Below are 19350 nucleotides of genomic sequence, written 5' to 3'. Positions count from 1 at the left end.
GTGTACAAGAGTGCGACGCAAGTAAAGCCCACTGCCGGTTACCCATGCCGGGCCCATAAAAATAGCCTTGTTATATGCGCTTAATACTTACAACTTATACCTTTGCCGCAAATTGATGTTATTATGTTACAGGTGAATGTGCTGCGCACAAAAACAGATTGGGTTAAAGAAAGGCTGGCCATTAGAAATTTTAAACAGCCCGAATTGGTAGATGCTATTATTGCATTGGATGATGAACGTAAAAAACTTCAAGCTGCTTTCGATCTTTCGCAATCTAAAATAAACAGTGCTTCTAAAGATATTGGAAAACTAATGGCACAAGGCGATAAAGCCGGCGCCGAAGCCCTTAAAGCCGAAGTAGCAGTTAACAAAACCGAGGTTGCCTCACTTACCGCCAGCATGACGGAAGTAGAAAAAAGGCTGCAGGAAACGCTGGTGCAATTGCCAAATCTGCCCAACGAACAAGTGCCTGCCGGTAAAACACCGGAAGATAATGAAGTGGTTAGGGAAGGTGGCGTAAAACCCACTTTGTACGCCGGCGCCAAACCGCATTGGGATTTGATAAAGGAATTAAAACTGGTTGACTTTGAAACAGGTGCTAAAATTACCGGTAGTGGTTTTCCGCTCTATACGGGTAAAGGGGCCAGGTTACAACGTAGCCTGATACAATATTTTCTGGATTATAATACGGCTGCGGGTTATTACGAATATATTCCGCCATTTATGGTGAACGAAGCCAGTGCTTATGCCACCGGTCAGTTACCCGATAAAGAGGGGCAAATGTATCATGCCACAGAAGATAATTTTTACCTGATACCCACTGCCGAAGTACCTGTTACCAATATTTACAGAGATACCATTGTAAAAGAAAGCGATTTGCCCATTAGAATGACGGCTTATTCACCCTGCTTTCGCAGGGAAGCTGGCAGCTTTGGTAAAGAGGTACGTGGCTTAAACAGGGTACACCAGTTTGAGAAAATTGAAATTATACAAATTGTACACCCCGATAACAGTTATCAGGCACTGGATGATATGATTCTTCATGTAGAAAAGCTGTTACAATCATTGGAATTACCTTATCGCATTTTACGTTTATGTGGCGGCGATATGGGCTTTACCAGCGCCATTACCTACGATTTTGAAGTATATAGCGCAGCACAGGAGCGCTGGCTGGAAGTAAGCAGTGTAAGTAATTTTGAAAGCTTTCAAACCAACAGGTTAAAATGCAGGTTTAAAGATGCCGATGGTAAAATGCAATTAACCCATTCGCTCAATGGCAGTTCGCTGGCATTGCCCCGCATTTTTGCCAGTTTGATAGAAAATAATCAAACCGAAGCGGGTATAAATATTCCTGCTGCTTTGCAGCCATATTTTGGGGCGGCAATCATTAATTAAGAAAAATGTTCACCTTTATGAAGCCTGTTGCCAGAACAGGCTTTTTTTATGTTGGTACTAAGCTGTAGGTTAATAATATAGCGCCGCTTGCCACGCTCGGTTCAGAGTTCCACCTTTGTGGCAGCATAAAAATTAATAAAATCATAAGCCGTATTAATCAATGCTTTATAAAATTTAAAGTACCCTTGCATTGCATTTAGATAATTTTTTACAACCAATAAGATGAACAACTTAAACCCCCAAACCGCCCACACCAATTTTTATTATTTGCGTAGCATTACAAATAGCCTACTGGTAATACTGGCATTACAATTAACTGTTGGCTGCAACAAAAGCAATAGTTTAACCAATATTCATACAGCCGCCAACAATGTAAATGCCCTTCAGGCAAGTACAAAGCCCAATATTATTCTAATACTTGGCGATGATGTAGGCTATGAAGTGCCCACTGTTAACGGTGGCCAATCGTATACAACACCCAATTTAGATAAAATGGCACAGGATGGGATGCGATTTACACAGGTACGCAGTTCACCGCTTTGTTCTCCAAGCAGGGTTAGCCTATTAACCGGCAAATACAATTTTAGAAATTATACCGTTTGGGGTGTAATGGATACTACCAATCGTACCATTGCCAATATGCTACAGGATCAGGGGTATAGTACCCTGGTATCTGGTAAATGGCAATTGGATGGCGGAGATGCTTCTATCAAAAAATTTGGGTTTGACGATTATATGATTTATAACCCTTTTGCATATGATGGAGAAGGCAAAGGCTCACGATATAAAGATCCTTCTATTTATAAAGATGGCGCTGTAATTCCCCGCCAGCAAACTGCCGGATTATATGGTGAAGATATGTTTGAGAGTTATGCCGAGACTTTTATAGATCAGCATCTTAATACGCCATTTTTTATTTATTATACACAGGTATTAACCCACGACCCATTTTCGCCAACGCCCTTAGACCCTGAATTTGCAGGCTGGGATTCAAAAGCCGGTATTTCTGATCCAAAATTTTATCCTTCTATGGCAAAATATATGGATATAAAAATTGGACAAATTATCAATAAGGTAAAAAGTGCAGGTTTGGCCAATAACACCATCATTTTTTATGTGGGCGATAATGGTACCAGCACCCAAATTACTTCCCGTTTTATGGGTCAGGATTACCAGGGTGGCAAAACCCAAAGCACCGAAGCTGGAACACATGTACCTATGTTTGCTCTTTGGCCTGGTAAAATTGCAGCTGGTAGTATTAACCGCGATATGATCAATTTCACCGACTTTTTGCCCACTATTGCCGGTATTGCAAATATTCCGGTACCTGCCAATTATGGCACACTGGATGGTATTAGCTTTTATCCGCGTTTGCTGGGCCAGGCTGGCACTCCAAGAAGCTGGACATTTAACCATTACCAGCCTGAAGTAAAAGGTGGCGCCTCAAATACTTTAAAACGGTGGACACAGGATACAACCTATAAACAATATGATGGTGGAAAATTCTATAATATTATCCTTGATCCTAAGGAATTATCACCCATAAAATCAGCGCAGATGACTGCTGCTGAAAAGAAGATTTCCAAAAATTTTAAAGCAATTATGTCAACATTAAAATAATTATACTTTATCTGAGAATGGGCCCGGGAATTATTGTTCCCGGGCTTTTTTTTACATTCTGTAAAAGCACCTAAGCGGATTAGTGTTGTAGAAAATCTGTTATCTTTAATTGGGTAATAGATATTTGCGTTAGGGATTGTAGTGAAAAGCCCGCAACGAAGCGCAGCGAAGTGAGGACTTGCAACGTAAAGCCCGGCCTCCGGCAACGCCCCTTTATTTGTTACTTCTATACGCCTTTAAATTTTAAAGTATGAAACCATTGCTAAAACGTATTGGAATTTGGGTATTGGTATTTTTTGTGTTGTTTAATGTATTGTGCGCTTTTCAGGCCTATCATTTTACCCGCTTTTACGATAATGTACCCCATAAAAATGCAGCCGATATGGGCTTTTTTGAAAAAACCGGTGCTGTGTTATTAGGAGTGCCCATGGCTAAAAGCAAAGTGGTGGATTCGCTTAGCGTACCACATACAAGTATTGTATTAACTACGAGTGACGGTTTTAAAATTGCCGGCTGGAAATTAGTACACGACAAAACTGATACTGCCAATGTTGCCAGAGGAACTGTAATTATGTTTCATGGCCATGGCAGTTGCCGCAGCGGTATAATACCCGAAGCCACTGCATTTTATAATATGGGCTGGAATGTGTTAATGATAGATTTTCGCTCTCATGGCGAAAGTGAGGGTAATGTATGTTCCATTGGTATTAATGAAGTAAGGGATGTAAAAGCTGCCTATGATACCGTTGTTGCCGGAGGAGAGAAAAAAATAGTGTTATGGGGTATATCTATGGGGGCGGCTACCATTAGCAAAGCCATGCATGATTATGCTGATATACAACCCGAAAAAGTAATTCTGGAAATGCCTTTTGGCACTATGTTAGAGGCTGCAGAAGGACTGGTAAGAAATATGCATTTGCCCGATGAGCCATTGGCAGTTGAACTAACTTTTTGGGGAAGTGTAGAAACGGGTATGTGGTCGTTTGGTAATAAACCACAGGAATATGTAAAAGCCATACATTGTCCGGTTTTATTGCAAAGAGGCGAAAAGGATATAAGGGTAACAGCAGCCGAAACAGCAGCCATTTATGATAATCTGGGCAGTGCCCAAAAAACTTTTGTGTCTTATGAAGGGTTGGGGCATATTAGCCTGTATCAACATGCTACTGAAAAATGGATGCAAACGGTAACCAATTTCTTAAAACCATGATGCTAAGGCCTTATAGTTACTTTTGTGCCTAGTGTAATTATACGGTATAATTCTTCTACATCCTGATTGCGCAGGCTTATACAACCCTGTGTCCAGTTCTGGTATTGATCAATCGTATAATCTTCATGTGGCCAAACACCATGAATGCCAATTGCGCCACCAATATTGGCTTTAGCAGGTATTTGCCCCAGTTGTTTACGGTAATTAAATTTTACATAGCTTTCTTTGGTGGGGTAATCAAGCATCATAAACCTATTCCATTTTTCATGTACCCTTTTATTGATGATGGTAAAAGTACCCTCGGGTGTTTTGCGGTCGCCTTCCATCATTTTATCACCCAAATCGTTATTGCCAAATACCACAGGATAAGTTACCAGCCAGCCTTCGGCATCGTATACCGATAATTCATAATCGCTTTTATCAATAATTACATAATAGGTAGGCAAGGAGTTATTTACGCTAATAAAAGAGGTACAAACAAACAAAATAATAGCACAGGTAAAAATGCCGCTACACCACTTCATAGTTAATAATTTAGCTTGAGTAATAACTAGTTGAAGTAAAATTTATAAATATGCGGCTACTGTTTTAAATGACATTCACAATAAATAATGAATAATCGAAAATTGAAACAATTTTTCAATTACCTGCTAAACTGTTAAGTTTATTAAACGTTCTATCTTCATAAAAATTATAGCACATGAAAAAAATCTTATTCCTGCTGTTTGGGGTATTGGCAATAATTACCACACAGGCTCAGGTGTTTAAGTCAAGTGAGCCGCTGGTACATACATTTTCTATTGTGGCCCGCGACTCTGCTACAGGCGATATGGCGGTGGGCGTACAAAGCCATTGGTTTAGTGTAGGCTCCGAAGTGCCCTGGGGCGAAGCAGGAGTTGGTGTGGTAGCTACCCAATCTTTTATTGATAAGTCGTACGGCCCCAAAGCATTGGCTTTATTAAAAATTGGATATACCGCCCGGCAGGCATTAGATAGTTTATTAAAAGCCGATGCTGGCCGTGAAGTAAGACAGGTTGGCATAATAGACAGTAAGGGAAATGTGGCAGGCCATACGGGTAAAAATTGTATTCAATATGCATCAGATATACAGGGCGATAATTTTAGTGTGCAAAGCAATATGATGTTAAACAATACAGTGTGTACCAGCATGGCTGCTGCCTTTAAAGCCAGTTATGGCAAGCCTTTGGCCGAGAGGGTACTGGCTGCTTTAGATGCTGCCCAAACTGCCGGCGGCGATATTCGTGGTATGCAGGCAGCGGCACTTATTGTGGTGCCCGGTAAGCCCAATAACCAGCCCTGGAACGATAAATCAGTAGATGTGCGGGTAGACGATAACCCGCAACCACTAAAAGAATTACGCCGCCTGTACAATTTGTATATTGCTTACCAGCATATGAATAAGGGTGATCTTGCCACCGAAACCAACGATATGGTAACAGCCATGAACGAGTACAGGGCTGCCATGAAAATGTTTCCGGCCAATGTAGAAATGCAATACTGGACAGCTATTACCCTTGCCAATAATAACCGTGTAGCTGAAGCATTACCCATGCTTAAAAAAATATTTGCATCTGATAAAAACTGGAAAGAACTTACCAAACGATTACCGTCAGTAGGTTTGCTTACCGTAAAGGATAGCGATCTTAAAAAAATTATGGCTTTATAAGTTAAATTACCGGTAGTGCATTTGCGCTGCCGGTAATTTATGTATCTATAACAAAATTTATTTTATTAGCCAGGCTTTAAATCAGATATGAGGCTTTACTTGCGTCGCACTCTTGTACGGATGCACCTTATTGAGCAATGATTTTATAAAAGCTTAACTATTTAGTATTGCTGCCATGAATGAGGAACCCTGAAGTGTGCGACGCAAGTAACGTTGCCACTGGCTTTTAGCAGGGTCAATTATTGCAGTTTATACATGTTTAATTAAAGCGGATAGCACTGCCCAATAATCCACCCAAACCAATGCGAATACCTACTTGTCCGTTTTTGCCATTTAAATAAGAAGAAACCACATCTACCCTGAAGACTTTTAAAATATTTTCAATGCCGCCAAAAACTTCTACATAATTATTACTGCTGTTTACATAAAATGCATTGGCACCAGCCACAAGATTCCAGTTTAAACGACGGAACAAGGGAATTTTATTGGTAAATAATCCATTAAAATGATGTTCAATGTTAGCAGTTGCATAAAATGAAGCGGTGGTACTATTGGCATAATAGGGCGCCAGCTGAAAGCTATTTAGGTACTCACTTGCCAGCAGTAACTGGTTGCCGTTGAAATGCTGGTAATCCTGTATAAATACCTGTTTGTTATTCAGAAATCCACCCATGCTAATGCGGTAACTAAGTTTGCCTTTCAGTTTAAAATTCATGTCATCCCAAAAGGAAAATTTCCATTTGTCAAAGTCGGCATCACTGCCCAGCAAACCGTTAATACCTTTCTGGTATTCTAATGCAAATGTTGGGTATTTAGAACCCAGTGGAATACGGTTTTTGGGGAATTGCATATACCGTTGCCCCGGCTGATATTGAAGTTGCATCGTAGCTATAACTGCCTGATGAGGTATAAAGGGCGCATTCAGTTTTTCAAAAGGGTAATTTGGAGTAAATACCTTGTTGTTTTTTGAAAATGAATAATCCGTAGTATTAGCAAGAGGAATGCGGTCTTCGTATAATAAACTGGCATTTAGCCGAATATCGTTATCGAAACGTTTTTTAAAGGTGAATGAGGCAAAATTATTTTCATAGGTTTTCATATAATTTTCCCTGCCAAATAAGGTGTAAACGCTGTTTAGTAAGGGGCTGATTGGATTGCTGTTATTGAATTGTGATACTCTTTTACCACCTTCAATTAAAAAGCTGTTTCTGCTATTGGAAGCTTCCTCATCTGTTTGCACACTTCGGCCATTAAACGCCAATGTGGCCCAGGCATTTAAATGCGAATTGCTTAACCCGTAACGTATATGTGGGGTAAAAGCAATTTGTTGCCTGGTTGCCAACACCCTTTGCTGAATGGTGCCTGCTACATTTATAACCAGTCCTTCTGCTGTATTATATTGCAGGTTTTTTAATAGGGGCTCCCAGGTAAAACTAACAGGTTTTTTGGGGTGGTAATTACTGCGGGTATAACCTGTCCATAAAATTTTGCCAACTTTAATGGTACCCTGTGCTTTGCGCATAGAGTCAATATAGGTTTTTGAAAAGGCGGAATCTTTTTTTAACTGGTAAATACTGTCTTTTGTGGCGTAATCTTTCGCTTCTTCAGGTTCCAATTGTACCGGCCTTATAGAATCCCAATACGCTTTTGTTTTTTTATTAACGGCTGTGTCATATTTTACCAGCACCTTATTAAAATACTTTTTGGTAAACTGTGGGGTAAGCTCATACTTATTATACACATTTAAAAAAGTACCTACCGCATCAACCCCCAATTGGTTAAATGTAAAATAGACTACCTGATCTTTTGTTCGCCAAATATCATTGCCTACGGGTACATGAATTTGTTTAATGTTTAAGGTGTCCAGTATTTCTAATTGGGCAGTTTTGGTTAACTGCAAATCCAGGCTATATATGCGCCAGTCGCCCTCAGTAATATTAATCGTTCCCGAAAAAAGTGGTTCAAATTTGCGGCGTGGAATAACTTCAATTTTATTGATGGCCAGGCCATCTTCATAAAAAGTACCCAGGTATTTAAACCTGTAATAATTCATGGCAGCATCGGCAATGGGTGATACATAGCCACGCGGACTAAATTGCGCCGTTAAAACGTTTACATTTTCTTTATAAAAATTAATAAACGATGGAAAATTAAAGCCAAAACCATTTGAACCACTTTCCCTGCCTGATACAACTTCCAGTTTAGTTTGGTCGGGTTTTTTATAAGCTATTTTGGTAATGGATTCAGACAAAAATAAGATGCCTTTCCCCGCAGAATCAAGACCACTTTCCTTTTTGTCTTTGTCTTCTATTTTTTGCCCCATAAAGCGTTTGGGCAGTTTGCGGGTTTTAATTAGGGTTTTTATATAAGCTTCGCAGGTAAAGGAATCCAGCGGATCTCTATAGGTTGGTTTCTTTTTAATGGCATTGCGAATAATTTCATATGCTGGGTCTTCGCCGCCACTTTTTACAATTACTTCTTTCATGGTAGTTTGTTGGGCAGATAGTACAAAGTTTAGCTGCAAATCTGCCTCGCTAACTACAATGGTTTTTTCCATTCTTGCAAAGCCAATATATTGGCAAACAATGGTATATTCTCCTTTTGATAATTGTAAAAAATAAGCACCTTCATTGTTGGCAGTGGTGCCTTTGCTGGTGCCCTTTATTAAGAGTGAAGCATAGGCCAGGCTATTGCCATTCTCATCAGTAATTTTACCAAATACCCTGCCCGCAAAAACGTTGACAGACAAGGCGCAAAAAAGTAAACAACAAGCAGTGCGTAAAAATAAAGCCATATGGTGTTTTATTAGATGAGTGCAACGAAAGTAACAGTGTAAAGGTTACAGAAATGCAAATATTGATGGGTGTAGTCTGGTGAATAGCACCTTAGGTATAACTAAAACATAGATTGGTTAAATAGAATAACCTTGTTGCAATAAATAGGTGCACACTATCTGCAAAAAAACAGTTGTGTTTTAGGGTAGGTAAATAAATGCCCGGAAAAAGTGAAGAAAAGAATGCATTGATTCAATACAATTACCTGGGCCTGAAAATAAGGCAAGCAGGCTTTAAGCCGGTGTTTTTATGATACCTATGGCCATACAGACCCAGCCTGCAATAAAGCAAAGGCCACCAATTGGGGTAATAGCCCCCAGCCATTTCATACTTTCATTGCCATTAATTAAAAAATAGGTAAGCAGGTATAGCGAGCCACAAAAAATCAGCATACCTATTATAAATAACCGGCCACTCCATAACATCCAGCTATTTGAAAAATACTGCATTAACATGCCGGTGGCCAATAAAGCAAATACATGATAAAACTGATATTTTACTGCAGTTTCGTAAATGCCTGTAGTATATTCTGTTAGTTTGTCTTTAAGGGCATGTGCTCCAAAAGCGCCTAAAGCCACTGTGCAGGCACCCAACAGGGCCGCAATTATTATAAAAGATCGGTTCATATTATGCTATTATGTTTGTAAAGCTACGTTCTGAAATATCAGGCCCTTTAAAATGATAGGTAGCCTGCGCATAGAAAGGTTTTCTTTCTTCCAGTTTTTTGGTAAGAAATGTCTCGAGTGCATCATCTGAAAGGCTGGCTATTAATGGGCGGTGTTCTTTTTCAGCCTGCAGGCGTTGTACCAAAATAGGGATAGGTTCATCAATCCAAATGGTAACACCATGTGCATTCATCCATTGCATATTATCATTAAAGCAGGGGGTGCCACCACCGGTGGCAAGTACAAAGCTTTTCTTTTGGATAAAGTTGTGTAACATTTTTGTTTCTGCTTTTCTAAAGTAGGCTTCACCATCTTCGGCAAAAATTTCTGCAATGGTTTTTTCTTCCATGGTTTCCACCAAAAAATCAAGATCGTAGGCACCACATTTTATCTTTTTGGCTAATTTCTTACACCAAAAACTTTTCCCTGTTCCCATCATGCCAATTAAGAAAATACGGGAATGTGTGGATGTGTTGTCTATAGAATTATTTGATGTGCCTTTGTTCAATTAGGGAAATTTTAAACAATTTATTTTAATGAATAATCACAATTTTTTTTTGCCTAATAATGTTATCAACAGTACAAGTGTGCGACGCAAGTAAAGCCGGTGATAGCTTTTTAGCCTGGCAAATAATAGCAAGTTCATTATTTAAACGCATTCAAACCGGTAATATCCATACCTGTAATCAACAGGTGAATATCGTGTGTGCCTTCGTAGGTAATTACACTTTCCAGGTTCATCATATGGCGCATAATGCTATATTCGCCGGTTATGCCCATGCCACCTAACATCTGTCGTGCATCGCGGGCAATATTGGTGGCAATTTCGCAACTATTTCTTTTTGCCATACTAACCTGTGCAGGGGTAGCCCTGCCTTCGCTCATTAATACACCCAGGCGCCATACCAATAACTGGCCTTTGGTAATTTCGGTAATCATTTCCGCCAGTTTTTTCTGCTGTAGCTGAAAACCGCCAATTGCCCTTCCAAATTGATAACGCTCCTGGCTATACCGCAATGCGGTATCGTAGCAATCCATAGCAGCACCCAGGGTACCCCAGGCAATGCCATAACGGGCTTTTGATAAACAACCCAATGGGCCTTTTAAGCCTTGTACATTGGGCAAAATATTTTCTTTTGGCACTTTTACATTGTCAAAAACCAGCTCACCTGTGGCGCTGGCACGCAAGCTCCATTTACCATGTGTGGTAGGGGTTGAAAATCCTTCCATGCCTCTTTCAACAATAACACCGCGTACAATACCAGCCTCGTCTTTGGCCCACACCACGGCTACCTGAGCAAATGGTGCGTTGCTAATCCACATTTTTGCACCATTTAATATAACATGGTCACCGGCATCTTTAATATTGGTAAGCATACTGCTGGGGTCGCTGCCGTGGTTTGGCTCGGTTAGTCCAAAACAGCCCAGCCATTCGCCGCTGGCCAGTTTGGGTAAATATTTATGACGTTGGGCTTCATTGCCATAGGCATAAATTGGGTACATTACCAATGAGCCTTGTACACTAGCGGTGGAGCGTACACCACTATCGCCACGTTCCAGCTCCTGCATCATTAATCCATAGCTAATATAATCTAGCCCGCCGCCGCCATATTCTGCAGGCACTGTTGGTCCAAAGCATCCCAATTCACCCATTTGGCGTACAATATGTTGCGGAAACTCGGCACGTTGTGCATAGTCTTCTATAATGGGCGAAATTTCTTTCTTCACATAATTACGTACTGCATCTCTAATCATTAAATGCTCTTCGGTAAGCAATTCATCCAGCAGGTAATAGTCTGGCGATTGAAATAAATCTGTTCTGGCAGCCATAGCAAAAGTGTATTAAAGTGTTAATTGCGTTTAAGAACGGTACAGGCAGCTCGTTATTTTTTTGAGCCGGGCAATATAGCCATTTGGGGGCTTTACTTGCGTCGCACTCTTGTGCTGCAACAATACTGGCAGCAATGCCAGCATGATGAAGTATACGTTCCTAACACATGTTCGCAAAATTATAAGTCTGCCGGCAACCACCAATGTTTTGTTGTATTTTTATTTGAACTAAAAGTCATCATATGCAAAAAACAATCCTGTTCATTTTATGGTGTATACCGGCCAGCCTGTTTGCCCAAACAAAAGATACTACTCAACAGGCAAAACCATTTGAGCCTATTCAGTTGTATTTTGTAATGTTGGTAAAGGGGAATAACCGTACGCAGGATTCAGTAACTGCTGCAAAAATTCAGGATGGACATATGGCCAATATTACCCGTTTGGTTAAAGAAGGCAAAATGCTGATAGCTGGTCCTTTTTTGGATGATACCGATTGGCGGGGCATTTTTATAATGAAATGCGCCTCCAAAGAAGAATGCGAAAAACTAATGCAAACTGACCCAGCCATTGAAGCCGGCCGGTTAGCTGCCGAAATTCACCCATGGATGACGGGAAAAAATTGCCTGTTTCAATAAATCATCAATTCATTAGCCCCATTAAATGTTGCATATGACCAAACACCATTTTAGCCTGCTTGCATTGGGCGATTCCTATACCATTGGCGAAGCAGTACCATTGCATCAAAGCTTTCCTTACCAGGCCATTCAGTTACTGCGGCAAAAGGGGCTGCATTTTTATGCACCTGAAATAATTGCCCAAACCGGTTTTACCACTTTTGAACTGGCCGAACAAATTTTGCATACAAAACTGAATGACCAATATGATTTTGTAACCCTGCTTATTGGTGTAAACAACCAATACCGGGGTTTGCCGGTTAAGGAATATAAACAGGATGTTGAGTTTTTGTTGCATAAGGCCATACATTTTGCAGCAGTAAAAACAGAACGGGTGCTGGTACTTTCTATACCAGACTGGGGGGTTACTCCATTTGCCCAACAACTTAAAAAACCAAATATTAGTAAAGAAATAGATGCGTTTAACGCCCATAATGCTGCTATTGCCAAACAATATGGGGTACATTATATTAACATAACCCAGCATAGCCGGGCCATAGAGGGCGATAGTAGTTTCCTGGCAGCAGATGGCCTGCATTATTCAGGTAAAACTTATGCCTACTGGGCAGCCGAAGTAGCGGATAGGATAGCAGCAATTATTAAACAGTGATAAGGATAGCAATTGTATGATTAGCACCATAAAGTGCAGAACGCACAAGAGTGCGACGCAAGCAAAGCCATATTGTTGTACCTAAGTTGGGTCAATCATATACTTACATAGGCAGGTATTGGCCCATTTCGGTTTGATATTGTTGCGCAATTTCTTTGGCTTCGGTGGCAAAATTTTCGCCAGAGCTGGCATAAATAATAGCCCTGCTGGCATTTACAAGCAGGCCGCATTGCTGGTTTAAACCATATTTGCTTACTTCTTCCAGGCTGCCGCCCTGAAAACCAACACCCGGTACCAGTAAAAAATGATCGGGGATAATTTGCCTGATAATGGCTAACTCGGTTGCTTGCGTAGCGCCCACCACAAACATAAGGTTGTTGGGGTTGCCCCATTGCGCAACAGTTTGTAACACTTTTTGATAAAGCAACTGATTGCCGGTGGATTGTAACTCAAAATCGGCAGCGCCTTTGTTGCTGGTTAGCCCTAAAACAATGGTCCATTTATGCTCATATTCCAAAAAAGGGCGTATGCTGTCCTCGCCCATATAGGGCGCTACAGTAATGGCATCAAATGGTAATGTTTCGAAAAAGGCTTTGGCGTATTGCGAAGAAGTGTTGCCAATGTCACCACGTTTGGCATCGGCAATTTTTAGATGGGTATCGGGAATATACTGTACAGTTTCTTCCATGGCTGCCCAGCCTTTAAGGCCCATGGCTTCGTAGAAGGCGGTATTTATTTTATAACTAACACAATGATCTTTGGTAGCATCTATAATGGCTTTGTTAAACGCAACTATAGCATTGGGATGATTTTTTAGGTGGTTGGGTATTTTGGTAAGATCTGTATCTAACCCTACACATAAAAAGGAACGCTTTTCCTGTATTTGTTTTACCAGCTGATTACGGTTCATGGTGCAAAGTTAACTGGTTTTAAAAAATGTTTGGGCATGGCTTGCCGCCGGTCATATTTTTTTGATAACAATTGTTTTATTTAATGGTAGATATTACCTTGGAGAACTAATTGGAATAGAATTAAAAAACAAGATTTATATGCCGAACCTGATAAAAAAAATTGTGTTGTTGTGTTTTGTATTTGCAGGGTCTCAACTATTTGCCCAAAATTATACAGCTACCTGGGGTGATGATACCAAAATGAGGAAAAGTACGGTAGATATGGATCTTATACATGCTGATAATAGCGGTGTATATTTTCTGGAAGGTGAAATGCGGGTGAAGAGTTATTTTGTAATTGGCGCAACGCTTAAAACGGCCTACAAGCTGGTAAAATTTGATAAGAACTTCACAAAATTATATGAGAAGGATTATGGGAAAGACCTGAAAGATGTTTCTTTTAACAGTATGCAGCCGTTAAAAAATACACTTTATGTTTTTGCCAGCCATTACGACAAAAGGGAAAATTATTTTCATTTATATGGATCTGCAATTGATGGAAGTACGGGAGAATTAACTGGCCAATTAAAAGAATTGGGTTCCTGGTACCTGGAATCGGATAGGGATGATGTTGATTTTATTGTAAAGCCTACACCCGACTCCACCAGATGGATGGTAATTACCAGCGTTAAGGCACATGATAATGCTACCAATTTACTGGATGTAACTGTATTTGATGATAAATTAAATAAGAAACTTGGCTGTAACATTAAAATAAAAGACGATCCTGCCACCTACTCGCTGGAAGATATTGTACCTACTGTTGATGGCAAGTTTTTAATACTGGCCAAAAAATTTGAAATGGTGCCCACTAAAAGAAAAAAGCAAATACCCGTATTTAAAAAATACCTGTTAGCCAAGTATAATACCAAAGGTGTTAAAGAAGCCGATTTTGATTTTGATACACAGGGTACCTTTACCATTGGAGGCAAAATAATAAGCCTGCCCAACGGGCAGATTTTACTGGCCGGATTTTATAGTAATGCCAGTGATAAAAAATTATTGAATGGCATTTACATTAATAAGATAGATGTAGCAAGTGGCAAAATGGTGCAGAGTTCGATGAAAGAAATTTCGAAAGATATGATTAGTAATATACCTGATGAGCCACTGGAGGATGACGATGATGATGATAAGGCAAAAAATAAGAAAAGCAAAAAGGATGATGATGAGGATGACCCTGTATTTAATAATAGTTATAAAATACGATCGGTAGATTATTCACCTGCTACCAACGATATTTGGATTACGGCAGAATCGTATCAATTTAAACATACCTATTATACAACTTTTGACTATGATCCGGTAACACATATGTCAAGATCCAGAAGTGTTTCTACCTATACATTTACCAATAGCGATTTAATGGTGATCAGCACCTCTACTGATGGGCAAATACATAATGTATTTAATATACCTAAAAAACAGGTGGAGCAAATAAGAACCAGTTCTAGTGGCCCGGGTATGGGTATTTCTTTCAGCTATGATTATGGGGGCATGTTTGCCTCCGGAGGCAGTTACCCTTATTATTCATCTGTAGTTACGGCTATGAATAATAATAAGCTGATTGTATTTTTTAATGATAAAACGGATAATGCCAATGTAAAGGATTATACGAGTATAAAACAGGTAAAAGCTATTAATAACAGTTTTAAAAATACAGCTTTATATGCAGTGTCTTTAGATCTTGCCAATGGAGCTATTACACGCAAACAGGTTATTACAAACGATGATAAAGTTATTTGTATGCCGCGTTTTGCCTTTGTGGCAGGCAATAATGTATACCTGCCCGCAAGTCATATTAAGGCCCTGGCCAGAACAGATATGCGTATGGGTAAAATTGCCATACAATAACATAATTACAAACATGGTTACCAGGAACAAACTAAAAACAGCCATTATAAGTAATGGCTGTTTTTATTAATTGAATGCAAAGAGTTTTTTTCAAAGGTGTAATCTATTATTAAATTATCTGCTGCATTCAATTGTTGCCGTACAAGTGTGCGACGCAAGTAAAGCTTAATTGATAGCTTTAGCCTGGCTCAAAACCTGTTGGCAAAAAATAAACTATGCAGGGTATTTAACTTTCATACGTGTACCGTTCAAAACAAATGATGCCTGATAAACAACTGCACCATGTTCTCTTTCTACCTGCCATTGTACGTTAGTAGCAGTTGGGTAATCTGCATTAAACTGGGCGATGATATCAGCCGGTACCTGAGAAGCCGGGATATGCTTTCCTTTTGGTGCAAACATAGCTGGTTTAACTGCCAATAAACTCTGAGTACCTGCGAATGTGGCGCCTGCAACTAATAATGAAGCGGCTAACAAAATTTTTTTCATGCTTTTTATTTTTTTGAAATTTTACAAAATGGGTTTCGTTGGCGTTGTTTTTATGCTTTCTCAACCCTTACATATATCTGTTGCCGCTGATAATCTTAATGTAACCATTTTTTTAAAATATTTTTTTAGCGGGTTCAAATACACCATCCGTGCCATTATTTTATCAATTTGAAGCAATACTGAAATTTATGAACGCTATTTATTTAACTTACCTGTTTAAACCATAAAACTTGCAATATGAAAAGAATTGTTTTTGCCAGTATTTGCTGTATAATGGCAGCCTGTTTAACCCAATGTAACAGCGGCCAACCTGCAAACAACACTACTGATACTACTGCTGCAGATACCCTGGGTAGCACGGCCAATTTTAAAATAGGCATTCAAATGTGGACCTTTAACAAATTCACATTTACCCAGGCTTTAGATAAGGTAGATAGTGCCGGCATTAAAAATATAGAAGCCTTCTGGGGCCAAACCCTTGGTGGCGATATGAAAGGCGAATTTGGTATTGGCATGTCGCCCGATACCCGCAACCAGTTAAAACAATTACTCCAATCTAAAGGCATAAGCATTACTGCCATGGGTGTTATTGCACCAGATAATAATGCCGATTGGCTAAAGGCTTTTGAACTGGCCAAAGAATTTGGTTTAAGCTATATTACAGCAGAGCCCACAAAAGCACAATGGGACTATATAGATAGCCTGGCCGGAGCTTTTAGTATTAAAGTAGCCATACACGATCATCCAATCCCCAGCCACTACTGGAGCCCCGACTCGGTGCTGGAAGCCAGTAACGGGCACCCAAATATTGGTTCATGTGCCGATATTGGCCACTGGGCACGTAATGGCCTGGATCCTGTGGAGTGTTTAAAAAAATTAGAAGGCCATGTATATGGTGTACACTTTAAAGATGTGGTTACTTTTAATAAGGTAGATGCTGCCGATACAGTAGTTGGCAAAGGCGTTATAAATATTGCGGCAGTTTTACAAGAGCTAAAACGTCAGCAATTTAGCGGAATGTTATCCATAGAACACGAATCAAATTGGGATCATAACCTGCCTGATGTAATTGAGATCATACAATTTTATAACGACCAGTTAGGGAAATTAAAATAAATATTTTGTTACCGGCAGTAGCACAAGCAGCAGCTTTACTTGCCACGCTCGGTTCATCGTTCCGGTACTTTGGGCAGCAAAATAAACTGTATATAGAACAGGTATGAAAAAAGCAGTATTGTTTATCTGTATCGTGTTTACAATCATCGTGCATGCACAGGTACAAAAAGCGCACAATTTATCGTTTAATACACTTGCCACCCGTTGGGATGAAGCCATTCCAACGGGCAATGGCATGCTGGGTGCATTGGTATGGCAAAAAGAGGGTAAGCTGCGCATTAGCTTAGACAGGGCCGATTTGTGGGATGAAAGAAAAGCCTTTAACATAGCTAGCCTAAACTTTAAATGGGTACAACAACAGGTACATAATAATACTTACGATACTGTACAAAAACTGGGCGATGAACCCTACGAAGCATCACCTTATCCTACCAAAATACCTGCAGGTGCAATAGAATTTAATATTGCGGCACTGGGTAAAATATCCAATGTTGAATTAAACATTACCAATGCTTTGTGTACCGTAACCTTTGCCAATGGGGTAGTTTTTAACCAATATATACATGCTACTAAAAATACCGGCTATTTTAGTTTTGAACATTTACCGGGCAATGTAATACTGCCACAATTAATTATACCAGCTTATAATAATGGTGAAACAGGCATACAGGGTAATAGTGTAGAAGGCCAGGGTTTACAGCAATTAGGCTATGCCAAAGGCACGGTTACCCAAAAAGGCAATAGTATTTTGTACCATCAGCCAACCACAAAAAATCGCTATTATGAAATATTGGTACAATGGCAACAATTAAGTGGTAACCGCTATATTGGTCAATGGACTATTACAGACAATACACCAGCCTATTTACCCACATTAAATAGCACTGCAAAAGAGCCTACAGGCTGGGATCAACATGCCGGTTGGTGGAAAAAATTCTGGCAACAATCATCTGTGCAACTGCCTGATACAATGCTGGAAAAACAGTATTACCTGGAAATGTATAAACTGGGTTGTGTAAGCCGCAAAGGTGCACCAGCCATTACCCTGCAAGCTATTTGGACTGCCGATAACGGTAACCTGCCACCCTGGAAAGGCGATTTTCATAACGACTTAAATACACAGTTGAGCTATTGGCCCTGCTACACAGGCAATCATTTAACCGAGGCGGCCGTATATACCGATTGGTTATGGCGTATTAAGGCTGAAAATAAAAAGTTCACTCAACAATATTTTGGAGTACCTGGCCTGGCTGTACCTGGTGTAACTACTTTAAATGGGGTGGCTATGGGGGGATGGATACAATATTCATTATCACCATCTACCGCTTCATGGCTGGCACAGCATTTTTACTGGCAATGGAAATATTCAATGGATAATGATTTTCTCGTGCAGAAAGCCTACCCCTATTTGCATGAAGCGGCTGTTTTTATTGAACATATTACTTATCTGGAAAACGGCCAAAGGCAAATTGCTTTAAGCTCCAGCCCGGAATACCACGATAATAGCATAAATGCCTGGTTTACCCATTATACCAACTACGATCTTAGCCTGTACAAATTTGCCCTTAGCGCAGCTGCCGAAGTAGCAACTGCATTACATAAAAATACTGAAGCACAACATTGGCAAGTACTGCTAGACCAGCTGCCCCAATTTGATGTAAATGAAACAGGGCTTACCATTGCCCCCGGGCAAAATCTGGACGAATCGCACCGCCACCATGCACAGCTGATGGCTATTTACCCATTGGCACAACTAAATGCCGATGATAATGCGCAAAAAAAGATCATCGATGCTTCCTTACAACAACTGCAGGCAAAGGGTACCCGCAACTGGTGTGGTTACTCATTTAGCTGGGCTGCATGTATTTATGCCCGAGCAAAACAGGCCGATAGCGCCGTAAAGCAATTGCAAATTTTTGCCAGCAATTTTTGTTCGCCAAATAGTTTTCATTTAAATGGAGACCAAAAGGGGGGCGAACATTCCAGCTTTACCTACAGGCCATTTACGCTGGAAGGTAATTTTGCATTTGCACAGGGAGTGCACGAATTATTATTACAAAGTAAACAGCAATATATTGATGTTTTCCCCGCAATTCCTGCCAGCTGGAAAGATGTTTCCTTCACAAACCTGCGTGTCGAAGGTGCATTTATTATTAGTGCCGCAAAAGAAAACGGGGTAGCTGCTAATGTAAAAATATTTGCTGAAAAGGGAGGCGTTTTACATATAAAACTGCCGTTTGCTACATGGGTAATTGATAAGCCAAACCGCCTGCAGCATGTTACAGTAAAGAACGGAATTGTTACCCTAACCATGCAAAAAGGCCAAACCATAATTTTTACAAACGGATACGAATAAATGGAATAGTTGTACTTTTAAACTGTTACTTAGCTTAAGTTAACTGAATAACCTGTACAA

The 19350-nt window shown here is 40.0% G+C and carries 16 protein-coding genes; 9 read left to right on the top strand and 7 right to left on the bottom strand.

All coding sequences use genetic code 11. From position 1 onward, the window contains the following. Nucleotides 1-123: 123 nt before the first annotated feature. From serS to GD597_RS18680, 3 genes are all read left to right on the top strand, one after another. Entirely contained in the window at nucleotides 124-1395 is a 1272-nt protein-coding gene (serS, locus tag GD597_RS18690) for a serine--tRNA ligase (RefSeq protein ID WP_171609433.1), read from the top strand. 222 nt (nucleotides 1396-1617) lie between these two features. After that, nucleotides 1618-3015, top strand: a complete 1398-nt coding sequence (locus GD597_RS18685) for a sulfatase-like hydrolase/transferase (RefSeq protein ID WP_171609432.1) — start codon at nucleotides 1618-1620, stop codon at nucleotides 3013-3015. Between the two features lie 250 nt (nucleotides 3016-3265). After that, nucleotides 3266-4225: an alpha/beta hydrolase gene (locus tag GD597_RS18680; protein ID WP_171609431.1), complete on the top strand. Its 960-nt coding sequence runs from the start codon at nucleotides 3266-3268 to the stop codon at nucleotides 4223-4225. Between the two features lie 2 nt (nucleotides 4226-4227). Here GD597_RS18680 and GD597_RS18675 read toward each other — a convergent pair whose 3' ends face one another. Continuing rightward, entirely contained in the window at nucleotides 4228-4749 is a 522-nt protein-coding gene (locus GD597_RS18675; protein ID WP_171609430.1) for a L,D-transpeptidase family protein, read from the bottom strand. Nucleotides 4750-4925: 176 nt separating this feature from the next. On the opposite strand from GD597_RS18675, the gene GD597_RS18670 reads away from it, so the two are divergent. Further along, nucleotides 4926-5912 (top strand): DUF1028 domain-containing protein, encoded by a 987-nt coding sequence (locus GD597_RS18670; protein WP_171609429.1) that lies wholly within the window; start codon nucleotides 4926-4928, stop codon nucleotides 5910-5912. Between the two features lie 259 nt (nucleotides 5913-6171). Here GD597_RS18670 and GD597_RS18665 read toward each other — a convergent pair whose 3' ends face one another. The 4 genes from GD597_RS18665 to GD597_RS18650 all read right to left on the bottom strand — a co-directional run bounded on the left by GD597_RS18665 (nucleotide 6172) and on the right by GD597_RS18650 (nucleotide 11241). Then, nucleotides 6172-8661, bottom strand: a complete 2490-nt coding sequence (locus GD597_RS18665; protein ID WP_171609428.1) for a DUF5686 and carboxypeptidase regulatory-like domain-containing protein — start codon at nucleotides 8659-8661, stop codon at nucleotides 6172-6174. A 318-nt stretch (nucleotides 8662-8979) separates the two neighbouring features. Further along, nucleotides 8980-9372, bottom strand: a complete 393-nt coding sequence (locus tag GD597_RS18660) for a DUF423 domain-containing protein (protein ID WP_171609427.1) — start codon at nucleotides 9370-9372, stop codon at nucleotides 8980-8982. A gap of 1 nt (nucleotide 9373) precedes the next feature. Further along, nucleotides 9374-9919 carry a shikimate kinase gene (locus GD597_RS18655; protein WP_171609426.1) on the bottom strand — a complete coding sequence of 182 codons (546 nt, stop codon included), beginning with the start codon at nucleotides 9917-9919 and terminating at the stop codon, nucleotides 9374-9376. A 137-nt stretch (nucleotides 9920-10056) separates the two neighbouring features. Continuing rightward, on the bottom strand, nucleotides 10057-11241 hold the full coding sequence (locus GD597_RS18650) for an acyl-CoA dehydrogenase family protein (protein ID WP_171609425.1): 1185 nt from the start codon (nucleotides 11239-11241) through the stop codon (nucleotides 10057-10059). Between the two features lie 242 nt (nucleotides 11242-11483). On the opposite strand from GD597_RS18650, the gene GD597_RS18645 reads away from it, so the two are divergent. Both GD597_RS18645 and GD597_RS18640 read left to right on the top strand, forming a co-directional pair. Next, entirely contained in the window at nucleotides 11484-11876 is a 393-nt protein-coding gene (locus GD597_RS18645; RefSeq protein WP_171609424.1) for a YciI family protein, read from the top strand. 34 nt (nucleotides 11877-11910) lie between these two features. Continuing rightward, a complete protein-coding gene (locus GD597_RS18640) occupies nucleotides 11911-12525 on the top strand; it encodes an SGNH/GDSL hydrolase family protein (protein WP_171609423.1) in 615 nt (204 codons plus the stop codon). A 103-nt stretch (nucleotides 12526-12628) separates the two neighbouring features. On the opposite strand, the gene pyrF is transcribed toward GD597_RS18640, so the two are convergent. Next, on the bottom strand, nucleotides 12629-13435 hold the full coding sequence (gene pyrF, locus GD597_RS18635) for an orotidine-5'-phosphate decarboxylase (RefSeq protein ID WP_171609422.1): 807 nt from the start codon (nucleotides 13433-13435) through the stop codon (nucleotides 12629-12631). Between the two features lie 139 nt (nucleotides 13436-13574). Here pyrF and GD597_RS18630 point away from each other — a divergent pair, with 139 nt between their 5' ends. Beyond that, entirely contained in the window at nucleotides 13575-15329 is a 1755-nt protein-coding gene (locus GD597_RS18630; RefSeq protein WP_171609421.1) for a hypothetical protein, read from the top strand. 213 nt (nucleotides 15330-15542) lie between these two features. Here GD597_RS18630 and GD597_RS18625 read toward each other — a convergent pair whose 3' ends face one another. Next, the gene (locus GD597_RS18625; protein ID WP_171609420.1) at nucleotides 15543-15818 is read right to left on the bottom strand and encodes a hypothetical protein; all 276 of its coding nucleotides are present in this window, start codon (nucleotides 15816-15818) and stop codon (nucleotides 15543-15545) included. 237 nt (nucleotides 15819-16055) lie between these two features. Here GD597_RS18625 and GD597_RS18620 point away from each other — a divergent pair, with 237 nt between their 5' ends. Both GD597_RS18620 and GD597_RS18615 read left to right on the top strand, forming a co-directional pair. Next, on the top strand, nucleotides 16056-16934 hold the full coding sequence (locus tag GD597_RS18620; RefSeq protein ID WP_171609419.1) for a sugar phosphate isomerase/epimerase family protein: 879 nt from the start codon (nucleotides 16056-16058) through the stop codon (nucleotides 16932-16934). A 103-nt stretch (nucleotides 16935-17037) separates the two neighbouring features. After that, on the top strand, nucleotides 17038-19290 hold the full coding sequence (locus GD597_RS18615; RefSeq protein ID WP_171609418.1) for a glycosyl hydrolase family 95 catalytic domain-containing protein: 2253 nt from the start codon (nucleotides 17038-17040) through the stop codon (nucleotides 19288-19290). Nucleotides 19291-19350 lie beyond the last annotated feature (60 nt).

The sequence above is a fragment of the Limnovirga soli genome, from assembly GCF_013106755.1.
Lineage (GTDB): Bacteria > Bacteroidota > Bacteroidia > Chitinophagales > Chitinophagaceae > Limnovirga > Limnovirga soli.
This window is presented reverse-complemented; position numbering and strand designations above follow the sequence as displayed.